Below are 14,228 nucleotides of genomic sequence, written 5' to 3'. Positions count from 1 at the left end.
AGTTTTCGCTATTAAGGAACTAATCTCACTACTCTGTACCCCTGGTTCACGTATGCTCCGTTTTTGTTTCGTACAAATTCAAACTTGGTAGCCAATTGGGTTTGAGGTTTATTCATTTGCTTAAACAATTCTCCCTTGCTGTTTTCTCTGGTCAACATATCATTCACTACGTCAAAACCAATTACAGCATACTTAGAAGGTGCTTTGCAATATTTTTTCTTATAATCTGCGAGAACTTCTTTTTCGAAGTCACCGTCTGTGTTTATTTTTCTATCCATCAAATACACCAAGCTCGCATTGCTGAGTTCGGCAATATTTTTTTCAAAAGATGGATGATAATACATACTGAATGATTTCATTCCGCTGGTTTCTTTAGCTAACTCAATGATTCTTTTTGAAAAATCACTTCCTGCATCATCATTATCATTCGCCAAAATCGCAATTATAGGAGCGGTTTGACCAGTCATCATATTTGTATCTAACTGAATATCTGCCGAAGAATTTACTACGGTGATGTTTGCATTTTTCAACTGACCTTCTAACTGTTTTTTCATATAATTGGCATAAGTCTTATCAGAATCTGCCACGATATATATTTTTTGGTCAGAATAAGCCAAAGAAACTTCTTTTACAATTCTGTCTGCAAAAACACTTTGTTCCGTTTCAATAATCACCAAATTGCTATAATTTCTAAGCTCTGGAGAGTTAGCAAACGGAGCTACCACAGGAATTTTTTGAGTTTTTACATAGTCTAAAACTTCTAAAACGTTTGACTTGAAAAACGGTCCTATGATTAAGTCTGTATTATTTTGATTGATTTGCGTAAGTGAATTTTTAAAACTTGCTTCACTTCCTGCGTCTACTACTTTTACATCTAGTTTTTGACCAGCTTTAGCATTTCTTTCGATGGCTAATTTTGCACCCGTTAAGAAATCAGCAGCCATACTTCTGTATTTACTATCACCATCATCAAAACCGAATGGCAACATTAAAACTACATTTAGTTCATCACCAGATTTTTTAACATAACCCGCTTCTAGCTTCTTCACTTTTAGAACCATTCCTGGTTTTAAACCTTCTGAAAGTTTAGGATTAAGTTCTAGCAATTGGTCTAGCGAAACATTAAATTTATTAAGAATCCCGAAAACTGTATCCCCATTCTGAACCGTGTACGTTTGGTATTCGTCTGCAACTACATTTTGAACTTCTGCTTTCTCGGTTTTTTTGTCTTCTTGCCAAGTTACGGTTTCTTTAACCTTAGAATTTTGAGGTTTTTTCACATTAATGACTTCGCCGGGTTGCAATCCTTTTTCTTCTAAACCAGGATTGATGGCAAATAATTCCTCTTGAGTAAGGTTAAAACTTTTGGTAATTCTGTAATAATTATCTTTTGGCTGAATTACATAAGTTCCTTCATCTGCTTTTGGCTTTTCTACTGCCTTTTCCACAGGTTTTTCTACTGGAATTTCTGTTTTTACAAATGCATTTTGATCTGCATATTTTTTGATATTTTCAGCAGGCAAAGTTACCTCGTCACCAATTTTCATATGCTGGTCTAAGTTAGGATTCAATTTTCTTAAATCCGCTTCAGAAATATGATATTGTTTGGTAATTCCGTAAATCGTTTGCTTCGGTTGAAGTACGATTTTGCCTAATTTTTGATTGGTAGTAGCCACCGCTTTTTCAGTAGTTTTTACAACTTCTGAGTTTTTCTTAGTGATGATTAAAACATCTCCAATCGCTAATTTTCCCTCTTTGATTTGAGGATTTAGCTTCGTGAGTTCGTCTAGTGTTACCCCATATTTTTTAGAAATATTATACGGAGTATCACCTTTTGCTACAGTATGTGTTTTCTGCGCAAAAGCTACAAAACCTATTAACGTATATATGAATACAAGATATTTTTTCATCCTCGTTATTTAAGTTACAAAATTAATGTTTTTCGGGCTAAAATTCGCTAACAATTAAGACAGAATTTAAAACCTCCATTTCTTGGTAACAATTTTTGAGCCATTTTTCGCCATTTTCTGCGAAAAAGACACTGAAATTGAGGCTTCTTTCTTGCCAATTATTAGCAGGGTGAATTTCTGAATACAAACGCTGAAGATAATCTATTTTATCTGCGTGAAGAATTTTTTCTGCACGTAACAATCTTTTCTTAAATTTCTGAAAAGACTTCAATTGTCTCGTTTCTTCTGCTTCTACCATATTTCTAAAGGTAACGGCAGTAAGTGAAGCTTTATTTTTTAAAATTTCGAAATTTTCTTTTAACAATTGCTCTCGCTTTTCTAAATCGGCATTCAGTTCTGATTCTTTCAGCAATTTTTGATTTAAGAATTTCTGAAAATCTCCCAAAAAGTCTTGTAAGGCTACTCCAGATTTTTCTATTTTATCTAAAGTTTTCTCTCTAAGGAACAACATAGAGTTTCTCGGAACCAAAAGAGGAAATTCTGCCCCAAATTTTTCAAAAACCTTTGGCATTTCTAACCAATACATGATTTCTGCATTCCCACCAATGTAAGCAATATTGGGCAAAACTTTTTCTTGAAAAACAGGTCTTAACAAAGCATTCGGTGAAATTTTAGACCAATCTTCTGCCAATTCTTCTAAAGTAAACGTGAGATTTTTATCTACAATCTGAAATTGTTCTCCATCAAATTCTATTCTATTTCTGGTGTCGGACAAGTAGAAAAGATTAATTTCTCTAGGGTTTACTTGTACTTTTCCGTATTTCTCGGTTAGGAATTTTACATTTTCTTGAGAAAAATGATGTGTCGTGTGATTTACCAGTTCTTCTTTGAAGATATTTTGCATTTGATTTTTGAGCAAAACATCGTCTCCATCTATCATTAAAAGTCCAAATTCTGCAAAAATCTCTTGAACCAAAATCTGAGTAGCTTCGGTAAAAGTTCTTCCTTTTTGATAAGCTTTTTTGGCAAGAAGAATAAGCTGTGTTCCGAAAACATCATCTTTAAACTCTTTTTCGAATTCTTCTAAAAAACTATTGTCTTCTATAATAATTCTGCCAACTGCACCACCAGAACTTCCTTTGATTTGATAAAATCCATTTGCAGTTTTGAAATGATTAATCTCCTCAAAATCGTGATCTTCTGTAGCCAACCAAAAGATAGGAACAAAATTTTTATCGGAATTTTGAGTTAAAAAATCAGCCGTTTTTATGGTTTGTAAAATTTTGTAGACAAAAAAAACTGGCCCAGAAAACAAATTCAACTGATGACCTGTAGTTACGGTAAAAGTATTTTCGGACAAGAGCAAATCTAAATTCTGCGATTGCTTAGCACTTAAATCTAAATGCTGATGCTGCGCTCTAAGAACGTCTACCAGTATTTTTCTTTGCTCTAGTGTATAGTTATGTGCTTTTTTTTCTGCTTGTAACAGTGCGTTATCTAAAGTAAACTGATATGCAGAAAACTGCGGAATCTCTTGTTGAAGAAAGTCCTTGATTAATTTCGGGATGGTTTCTAAATCTTGAAACGGAAATTTAAACTTCGGCATGAAGCAAATTTAGTGAAATAAATACCAAACAATTCCTAAATTCAATCGAAAATCATAAATAGGATAATTGGGAGCAGCGAATGATTTGTTTTTCATAAAAGTAGTGTTTACATGCTGCGCTTCTGCATAAATAAGCATTCTTTTTACCTTCATGTTAAAATAAGCATCTGCAATTGGTTGACCACCAATAGAAGCCGTATTTGCAGAAACTGCAAATTCATTGAGTACTGGGAAATATTCTCTAGAATTAAATTTAGAGAAATAATACACTTTTATTCCAGTTTGAATTTCTGCAGCATCTTTGAACGCTTTTGCCTGATAATACGCATTTAATCTACCGATAAAACTAGGCATTGGGTAAAGATTCTTCTCAGACAAAGCCGATTGGAAAAGCAATTTGGTATTGAAATTAAGTTTCCAATAAGAAAAAGTAGCTTCGCCACCGATTTGAGAAATATTGAGTGATGACTCGCTTTGCTTTGGTTGATAATCAGCTCCAATGTATGTGTAATTTTCTATTCTAAAATAATTGGCAAAAACTGAACTTTGGAACCACTTTAGATTGACTTTACCTCCGATTTCTAAAGTGCTTTCATTTTTAGCATCTAAGAAATTATAATTGAAATTTTGGTAAAACGATGGGTTGATTAAATAATTAAAACTTGGTTTAGAGGTTTGTAAATTTACATGGGCATCTAAAATATAATCTTTAATCGGTTCTAACTTCAAATTGTTTTCTGAACGAAGGAAATTGCCAAAAGTACTTCCGTTAGAATATTCTAGATTAGATTTTAAATCTACCTTGTCCCATAATTTGATTTCTAAATTCCCTACTGCACCAAATCTATTTTCTTTATTGTCTAAAGGAATATTGACCCCAACAATGGCTGGAAGTTCTTTGTCCGTTCCTAAATTAATCATTTGGTGACGAACTCCTGCTTCTAATTTGAAAGTAGGTTTATCAAAAAGTAAGGTAAATGTATTGCTTAAATTTTTAGAAAACTTATAAGCAGACGTTCCATAATCTTCTACAACATCTGAATTATAAAACGACTCAGAACCTTGTTGTTTATACCAATATTTATTGGCTTGATGGAAAATGGTATGTCTTACTTTAAAAGGATATTTCTCTGAATTGACAAACTGAAATTCTTGAGAGAAATAATATCTTCTGTACGAAAATCTAGAATCTGTAGAGGTAAGATTTACCGCAAGGTTTTGTCTGTTATTAAAACGAGTGTCATCTCCCAAGAACAGACTTAAATCTTCTATTCCACCATTTTCTTCGTTGTTTACATTTTGGTGAATGTAATGTGTGAAAAATCGATAACGATTGTTCTTAGAATTAAAACGAGAAGACAAGATGAAATTATTAGACGACGCCAATTCTCTTTGGTAAACACCTTGAGAACGCAGTCCCATATATTCTACTGCTACGTTGAAATTTTTTCCTACATTTTGAGTATAAGTAGTTTTCAAGGCTGCTCCTTGTTTCATCGCGTTATGGTAAATGAAAGATGTAGTGGGTGTTTTTACATCATAATATTTAACATCATCAATTCCTAAAATAAAATGTGATTTTCGAGTAGGTAATAATGCTAAATTTTGTTCTTTGTTGACACGAAACATTAAATCTTGAAATCCAGAACCGATGTTGGCAAATTGTATTTTACCAAAGTTGTCTTGGTTATTGTATTGTGTAAATTGATAAGATTTGTCAATAGTAAAAACTGTATCAAAAATTTTCTTTTCAGAAAACTGAGTATAATGCTGGTAGTCATTTATGGTTGGCTTAAAGATTTTCAAAGAATCTTTACCTCCTTTATCTATTATTAATGTATCAGAAGGAACATTTCCATCGGTTTTATTAACAATTTGAGCGCCTAAAAAATGTACTGCAAAAAATATGATGAATAAGATGTATTTCATCTGTTTATATTTATTAATTTTTAATGGTCAGATGGAACACCCATAATCATGCTTTTGTGTAAAAAATAACAAGGGTGTTTCATTTTAATATTTTGAAGTACAAAAGTAAGAGAATTAATGGAAATAAAAAACCCTCCGAAATCGGAGGGTATTTATGATGAACTAAATTTAATTAGTTAGAGTAGCTTGGATTTTGTACTACTAATGAACCAGGAACATTAATTTCTGCTCTTGGAATTGGGAAAGCAAGTAAGTTGTCACCAACATTTCTTACTCTTACAGCTGCACCAGAAGTATTTCTCTGAGTGATGCCTTGTCCTCTTCTCAATAAGTCAAACATACCATGACCTTCTCCTACAAACTCTTTTTTCTTTTCTTGATAAACATCTGCTAATGTAACAGCTACAGCTGGAACATAATTTAATACTCTATTTTGTAGTAATAAATTATAATATAATAAAGCTTTTGCTGGATCTCCACCTGGCATTAACTCTGCTTCTGCACCATTTAGTAAAACTTCTTCAAATCTTACTACTTTAATATTATCAAAGGTATTAGCATATTTTCCATTTAGAACCAATCCAGTAGTTATACCTGCAAGTCTAATATCATTAGCATTATATGAACTTCTAAGCGCAGAAAGAACTTTCATGTTTCCATATCCAAGAGGAGCGTTAAGAAGTTTATAAGAAGTAGAAGTAGTTCCTAAATCACCTAAAGTACCAATTGCTAATTCAAAAATTGAATTTTGAGCAGAGCTATTTCTGAAACTGTTAGCATAATCACCTCTACCAATTACTGAATATCTACCAGAGCTAGCAGTAATAACTTCATTTACTAATTGTCTAACTTTTGCATAATCTTTTTTGTAAAGATAATATCTAGACATTAAAACTTTTACAGAAACTGTATTAAGAACTGTTTTATCTGTATAAGAATCTAAACTTGGCAACATTAAAGAAAGAGCTGTAGTGAAATCATTTTCAATTTGAGTTCTCACTTCGTCAACTGTTGCTCTAGCTTGTAATTTAGTAGGCTCATATTTAGTAGGAATTACAATACCTGTTGTTCCTCCTGAATATTCTTGTCCATAAAGTCTTAAAGCATCAAAAAATGCTAAAGCTCTAGCTGCATAAGACTGTCCTTTTAAGTAATTTTCTTTATTTTTAATTGCTGTAGGATCAGTACTTACTTTCCAAGTTAATGGAGTAGGAGATTGGTTATTAATAACTAAATTAGCTAAAGCTACCACTCTATACATTTGTGTATAAGGACCTGAAGCATAAGAGTCACTTGATAACATAGAGTAATTACTTACAGTATTATAATAACCACTCGCGTTATTAGAAAACATGTTATCACTTCTCACTTCTGAAATCATGGTGAAATCACATCCATAATAAGAGGCACTTCTCATTGCATTATATTGTCCTCTTACCGAAGATTCTAATTCTTCAATAGAAACTAACGGTCTTTGCTCTACAGACTGGAAAAATTCTGTCTCAACAAAGTCTCTACTACATGACGCCATAGTAAGACCTATTGAAAGACATGCTATTGTATATTTTAAAATGTTTTTTCTCATTTTTATAATTTTTTAAAATTGTAAATTAAATCCTAATGAATAAGTTTTCTGAACTGGTAAATTAAGATTATTTGCAGTATTTAAGTTATTTTCTGGGTCAAATCTTAAAGTATCATCATATAGATGAGTCCAAACATTATTCCCTTGAACATACACTTCAAATCCTGCTAAACCTGTATTCTTTAATAACTCAGAATTAAATTTATAACCAATCTTAACATTACTTAATCTTAAGTAGTCTGTCTTAGATAAGTATCTTGTAGAAACTCTATTTGATAATGTTGTATTACCATAAACTGGTTTAGGATTTGCAGCATTTGGATTATCAGGAGTCCAGAAATCTAATTGGTCTGTAGAACCTGCATAATTATAAGAATATTGACCATCAGATTGAGTGTAATTAGCCCAGTCATTTAATACTCTACCACCGAAACCGTAAGTTGCTAAAGCCTCAACGCTAAATCCTTTGTAAACCACTTTAGTATTAATACCTCCATAATATTTAGAGAAGTTAGTTCCTTGAACCGCTAATTGTGCTGCGTTATAGTTAGATGTTGTTTCTCCATCTTTACCATTGATATACCATAGTGCACTACCTGTTGTAGCATCTACTCCAGCCCATTTTCTCATATAATATGTACCTACTGCTTCACCTTCTCTTAAGATTGTAGAACCAGAGATTATATCAGCTCCACCATATAATTTGGTAATTTCATTATCTAATGTACTGAAGTTACCACCTAATTCCCAGCTAAGATTTTCTGTACTAATAATTTCTCCGTTTACCGCAAATTCCCAGCCTTTATTAACTAAAGAGCCAATATTTCTATCCATAGAGGCTAAACCTTGAGATAATGATAATGGTTGTGAGAATACTAAATCAGTAGTTTTCTTATTATAATATTCTGCAGTAAATGTTAATCTATTATTAAATAAACCAGCATCAATACCAAGGCTTAAAGGATTAATAGCTTCCCATTTTAAATCTGGATTGTAAACTCCACCATAAGTTACAGCAGCTAAATCATTATAGTTAGTAGAGAATCCTAGTAATGAATAAGGGCTACTAGAAATTTGGTTACCTACTTTACCATAAGACCCTCTCAATTTAAACATAGAGATTTGATCAATTTGCTTAATTAAGTTTATTTTTGCTAAATCTACTGCTAAACCAACTGAGTAGAAATCTCCCCATTTTTGATCTTCTGTAAAGTTAGATAAAGCATCTCTTCTATATGAAGCATCTAAGTTAATTAACTTATCAAAATTGTAATTAAACACTGCTGCATAACCAGTTCTAGAACTTTGCCCTCTATCTCCTTGGAAAGAAGCAGGCTTAACAAAATTTGTTAAAGTTTCTAATAATGGAGAACCTACAGAAGTAGCACTAGCTCCTACTACATGGCTCTGTCTTTGATAAGCTTCTTGGATTAATCTTACATCAAAGTTATTTTTATCTCCAATTTTAAAGTTATAACTTAAAATGTTTTGTAAATTCCAGTTAAATAATCTGTCTATAGACTCTGTTTTTCTACCATTTACTGCATATCCATCTCCGTGAACAGGGTTAAGATAAGTTTGGTTTTCTACATTGATGAATTCTCCACCAAATACAAATCTATAATTTAAATTTTTAAGGATTTTATAATCAGCATTTAATGAAGCAAAAACTCTTGCTGTTTCTGCTCTGTAATAATTATGTTCAGCTAAGTATGCATTATTAAATAAGTTATTACTTAATCTACCATTTACCCCTAAATAATAAGAACCATCAGGATTATAAGCCGCGTCTGTCGGTCTAGCAAATAATTCTGTTAAAATTGGGTTAGCAAAAGCTCCACCATTATTTAGCGTATTAATTTTACTATAAGACATCTGAATATCTGTACCTACCTTAAATTTATCAGATGCTTCATAATTTACTTTATTCGTAAAAGCAACTCTCTTGAAATCAGATCCTTTAATTTCACTCTCTTGTAAAAAGTAGTTTGCCGAGTTATAATAAGTTACTTTATCATTACCTCCATTAATTGATACATTTGCTGATTGTTGGTAAGCAGATCTACTCAATGCTTTTCTCCAATCTGTACTATTAGAAGTTGTAAAAATGTTTTGTAAAGCTGCAAAAGTTGCGTTATTATTATATAAACCAGCTACAGCATCTGCTGTAAATTCCTCAGGTGTTTGCCCTGTAGCATTTGCAAAAGTATGAGATAATAAATATCTATATTGTTCAGTATTTAAACCTCTTTGTCCTTCAATAGCTCTTGAGTTAGTACCATGCTCAAAATTAATATTGATTTTTGGTTTACCTTTTTTACCAGATTTCGTTGTAATAACTACTACTCCAGCTCCAGCATCAGCACCATATACTGCAGTAGATGCAGCATCTTTAAGTACCGTCATACTTTCAATATCATCACTGTTAAGGTTGGCAAGGATGTTTGCTGTAATTGCTCCTCTTGTTACATCTCCAGCAGTAACTCTTACTCCATCTACAATATAAATTGGATTTACTCCACCATTAACTGAAGCAATCCCTCTTACTCTTACAGTAGCAAATCCACCAGGTTGACCAGAAGCATTCCCTGTCTGTACACCAGCAACTCTACCTTGTAGCATTTTATCAATTGATGCTACAGGAACGTTTTCGATAGCATCTGCTTTGATGTTACCCACAGCTCCCGTCAATTCATTTACTGTTTTCTTTTGACCAAAACCTACAATTACGACTTCTTCAATCTTTTTTTCACCTAAAGAATCTTTTTTCTTTTGTGCCATAACAGCTTGACCTCCTATAAAAAATAGAGCACCTACTGTTAAAACTTTTAATTTTACATTCATATTAACAATATTTAATATTTTAATAGACAAAATTGTTAATAAATTTTAACATATCCAAATTGCTGTTATTTAATTTAAAATATATATCATATTTTATTTCCTTTTGAATTTTAATAAATTGAAAAATAAAAAATAAAATAAGTTTTTTTTAAAAAAAACACAAATAAGATAAATTTATATTTATTATTTTTAACATATTATCATATAATATTTTATTTATTTAGAATAAATATAAATAAGAGGCGTTATACAGAAAAACCACTCTCTAAGAGTGGCTTATTTATAATATCAATACAACATAAATATAATTTCGTAATATAATTATAGAGTACTTTCTAATCTAATTATCAACGCATAATGAATTAAGTGATAACTCAGCAGAAGGAATTGGCCAAATATACCCTACATCATTAAGTGATTTAGATGGTGCAGATCCATGAGCTGGGAAGGTAGCTAACAACCTTGTAACATCTTTAGTTCTGTGTCCTTCTCCCATAAACTCCATTCTACGCTCATTATCTAATGCAATTAAGAAACTTGCTGATGAAGCAAAATCCCCAGCTGTAAAAACTTTATCCGCATCTGAACGACTATGCACTGCATTTAATAAAGCAATTGCTTGTGAATCAACAGTATTAGTTGATCTAACTTTAGCTTCTGCAAGATTAAGTAGAACCTCTGCATATCTAATTACTGGCACCCAATCAGTATAAGGATTTGGGGTTTTAAACTTCATATTCCATAGTTTAGTTCCAGAATTGGTTGCTAATACAAACGCTCTTCTTTTGTCATTTGCGGTAAACTGTGTAGTATTTGCCAAAATACCGTTCGGATTTACTGAATATTCTCCATTACCAACTCCTCCTAAAGAAGTCACTGGAGTCCAATAGTATGCAATTTGATTTTGAGTCCCAGGAAAATCACCTGCAGTATTAGTCATTGGCAATGAAAAAATAGACTCATTAGTTGTATAATTTGTAAAAACAGTAGACAAATTAGCTTCTAGTCTATGCGCCACCCCTGTTGTTGCAGTGAAAGGAGCTGTAGATGAAACTATCTTATTTGCTTCGTTTACCGCTTCCGTATACTTCTGCATAGATAAATAAACCCTTGTTTTAAAAGCAATTACAGTATTTTTATGAACACGAGTAGTATTTAAAGTTGCAGTACCATTACTTAAAGGTAAATCAGCCTCTGCTTCATTCAAATCTTTTAAAATTTGTGTATAGACTTCGCCTACAGTACTTCTAGCTAATTCTGAACTACCACTTCCTTTGATACCTGTTAGACGCAATGGTAAACCTGGTTTAGAACCATTACCATCTGCATACGGTTTTGCAAAAAACTGCAATAACCCATAATACAACATTGCCCTAAGAGCCTTTGCCTCAGCAATATATGCTTTTCCCTTTGTTTCTCCAACTACACTTATACCTTGCGCATTCATTCCGTCAATAAAAAGATTAGCATTGTTAATTGCGTAATAACTACTTGACCAAAAAGACGTAATAGAGTTGGATGAATTCGTAGGTATTTGACTAAAAATATCAGCCGCCGTTACTAAATTATCTGTTTCTTTTAAAATGTCTTCTCCTCTAATATCTCCATAAACTACATATCGACCCCCATGTACATTTCCACTTTTAAAAGAACTATACACTGATAACAAAACTCCATCAATACGAGTTGAAGTTGTAAATGCAGAAGCATCAGTAATCGCTGTTTCGTTTTCAGGAGACAAAGAATCTTCATTTCTACATGAAGTAACTAAAGATAATACAGCTATTGCCAGTCCTATAAATATTTTATTATTTTTCATTTTTTTTAAATTTAAAATTAAAACCCTACATTAAGCCCAAATAAAAATGTTCTTGCATTTCCTACCGTATTTCTATCAACACCAGGTGCTGATGCAGTATTACCATTAGAAGAAACCTCAGGATCTGGTCCTGGATATTGCGTCAATATAAATAAGTTTTGACCACTTACATACAATCTTATATTATTAATTTTGTATTGATCAAGGACAGATTTTGGCAAATTGTAAGCTAATGTTAAACTTTTTAATTTTAAGAAATCTCCTTTAAATACATTAATATCAAGGGGCATAGAAGAACCATTAGATACATTATCGTTAAATACAGGTTTAGCATATTTCATACCAGTATCTCCAGGGTTTTTCCAAGCATCTGTCAATACATCTACACTATTATTCCACCAACGTTGATCATGCAAACCTGCATTTGATCCGTAGTAAACATAATTACCCATTTGAAAAGTAAATAATGAATTTAACTCAAATCCTTTATAACGGAAAGTATTATCGAAACCACCATATATTTTAGGTTGTGTATTACCATACATTACCCCATCAGCAATAGATACTGCGTCTGCCTTTACTGTACCATCAGCTGTTTTAGACCATTGGTAAGTTCCTGGAGCTGCATAGTATTGATAATAAACTTTTTCTCCATTTTTATTTAAGAAAATACGTTTCCCTGTTTCTGGATCTACACCTGCTGTTCTCACTACAAATAAATGTCCTAATGAATAGCCTGGCATAGTTCTGTTAACGGTCTCTAGATTAGATGTAGCCGTCTGAAGGTTAGACATAGTTGGCGCTAACTCTGTCACCATATTTTCATTGAAAGAAGCATTAGCTCCTAAATTCCAAGAAAAATTATCCGTCTGAATAATAGACGACTTAACGTCTACCTCCCATCCTTTATTATACATTTTTCCAATGTTTTGAGGAACACTGGTAGGTAAACCTGCAGATGGCGATTGTTGTACAAATAAAATTAAACCATCAATTTTATTATCATAATAACTTACTTCTGCATTAACTCGTCCATTTAAAATTCCAAACGATGCCCCTACATCCATTTTTTTACTGGTCTCCCATGTAAGATTTGGATTTCCAACATTATTAAAAATCAATGAAGAAGTACCTCCATAAAGTCCAGAACCAAAAGTAGATAAAGATTGGTAATTACCAATTCCACTCACATTCCCCACTTTACCATAACTTCCTTTTAATCTAAAATTAGAAAACACATCATTAACTCCTAAAGTATTCCAAAAGTTCTCTTTTGATAATTCCCATCCTGCACTAACACCCCAAAAAATACCTTTTTTAACAGCTAGAGCAGAATACTCATCTTGACGTAAGTTTCCACTCAAGAAATATTTACCTCCATAATTATAATTTAAACGAGAGAAGAATGATACTAGATAATTTTCAGACTTATATAAATTTGCAGGGTTATTAATTGTAAACCCCGCTTGTATTACATCATAATCAGGATCTGATAAATTTTCTCTTTGCAAACCAATCCCTTTAAATTTAGAGAATTGCTGTTCGTTACCAAATAATAAATTAAATGAGCTATCACCAAAAGACTTATCCACCTGTAATGTATTAGTCCAAACAATAGTTTTTGCAATATCATTACCCGCCCAAGCATAACCATTCCTAGAATAACCATCACCAGCTCTTGGACTCCAAAAAACATTATTATCAGTAAACATGAAATCCAAACCTAATTGAGTACGAGCAGTTAACCAAGACAATGGTTTAACTTGACCATAAACATTCCCTTGAATACGATTATTCTCTGTTGATTCCTTATTATTATCTAACAAAAATTGCGGATTATAATAACCCAAGTTGCTTGTTCCAACAATTTGTGGAGAACTCCCGATAGCAGCCCCGTTTAAGTTATATGAGCCATCATTATTAAATGGAGCTAATGTAGAAGGCAATACAAATTGCAAGCGACCTAAACCACCCGTGGAAAAAGCACCACCTGAAAGCGATCCAGAATTAGTAGCCGCTAAGTTCATCTCATTAGAGAAAGATAATTTCCCCCCAATTGAAATGTTTTTAGTTACTTTAGAGTCAATATTTAACAAGGCACTAATTCTTTTAAAATCATTCTTTTGAATGATCCCTTGCTGATTAGTATATCCAGCAGAAAAATAATAAGATGTACCTTCATTACCACCAGATACATTAATATTATGATTAGATGAAATACCCGTTCTATATATAATCTTAGACCAATCTGTATCAATAAGATTTCCATTAGCATCTAAGGCTGTACTAAATTTAAAAGCACTAGCTGTAGGATTATTAGCAACTGCAGCATTTTTAAACTTAACATAATCTTCTGCCCCCAGAGTTTCTGGCAATCTAAAAGGACTAGCTACGCTTAGCCAAGTACTATAATTAATCTTAGCCCTTCCACTTTTTCCTTTCTTAGTGGTCACAAAAACCACTCCATTTGCAGCTCTAGAACCATAAATTGCAGTTGCCGCAGCATCTTTTGCAATATCGATACTTTCAATATCT

General features: G+C 32.4%; 7 protein-coding genes. All 7 read right to left on the bottom strand.

Annotated elements, in window-relative coordinates; genetic code table 11:
• Nucleotides 1-11: 11 nt before the first annotated feature.
• The 7 genes from EB819_RS12345 to EB819_RS12315 all read right to left on the bottom strand — a co-directional run bounded on the left by EB819_RS12345 (nucleotide 12) and on the right by EB819_RS12315 (nucleotide 14,209).
• Nucleotides 12-1,910: an amino acid ABC transporter substrate-binding protein gene (locus tag EB819_RS12345; protein ID WP_069800179.1), complete on the bottom strand. Its 1,899-nt coding sequence runs from the start codon at nucleotides 1,908-1,910 to the stop codon at nucleotides 12-14.
• A 37-nt stretch (nucleotides 1,911-1,947) separates the two neighbouring features.
• Nucleotides 1,948-3,516: a bacillithiol biosynthesis cysteine-adding enzyme BshC gene (bshC, locus tag EB819_RS12340; protein WP_069800177.1), complete on the bottom strand. Its 1,569-nt coding sequence runs from the start codon at nucleotides 3,514-3,516 to the stop codon at nucleotides 1,948-1,950.
• Nucleotides 3,517-3,525: 9 nt separating this feature from the next.
• Nucleotides 3,526-5,445, bottom strand: coding sequence for a putative porin (locus EB819_RS12335; RefSeq protein WP_069800175.1), 1,920 nt, complete (start codon nucleotides 5,443-5,445; stop codon nucleotides 3,526-3,528).
• Between the two features lie 172 nt (nucleotides 5,446-5,617).
• The gene (locus tag EB819_RS12330; protein ID WP_069800173.1) at nucleotides 5,618-7,030 is read right to left on the bottom strand and encodes a RagB/SusD family nutrient uptake outer membrane protein; all 1,413 of its coding nucleotides are present in this window, start codon (nucleotides 7,028-7,030) and stop codon (nucleotides 5,618-5,620) included.
• Nucleotides 7,031-7,042: 12 nt separating this feature from the next.
• Entirely contained in the window at nucleotides 7,043-9,874 is a 2,832-nt protein-coding gene (locus tag EB819_RS12325) for a SusC/RagA family TonB-linked outer membrane protein (protein ID WP_069800171.1), read from the bottom strand.
• Between the two features lie 340 nt (nucleotides 9,875-10,214).
• Nucleotides 10,215-11,693 carry a RagB/SusD family nutrient uptake outer membrane protein gene (locus EB819_RS12320; RefSeq protein ID WP_069800169.1) on the bottom strand — a complete coding sequence of 493 codons (1,479 nt, stop codon included), beginning with the start codon at nucleotides 11,691-11,693 and terminating at the stop codon, nucleotides 10,215-10,217.
• 17 nt (nucleotides 11,694-11,710) lie between these two features.
• Nucleotides 11,711-14,209: a SusC/RagA family TonB-linked outer membrane protein gene (locus EB819_RS12315; protein WP_245993258.1), complete on the bottom strand. Its 2,499-nt coding sequence runs from the start codon at nucleotides 14,207-14,209 to the stop codon at nucleotides 11,711-11,713.
• Nucleotides 14,210-14,228: the final 19 nt, after the last annotated feature.

The organism is Cloacibacterium normanense (assembly GCF_003860565.1).
Lineage (GTDB): Bacteria > Bacteroidota > Bacteroidia > Flavobacteriales > Weeksellaceae > Cloacibacterium > Cloacibacterium normanense.
Note: the sequence above shows the minus strand (reverse complement) of the source record. Positions and strands in the feature narration are given on the sequence as shown.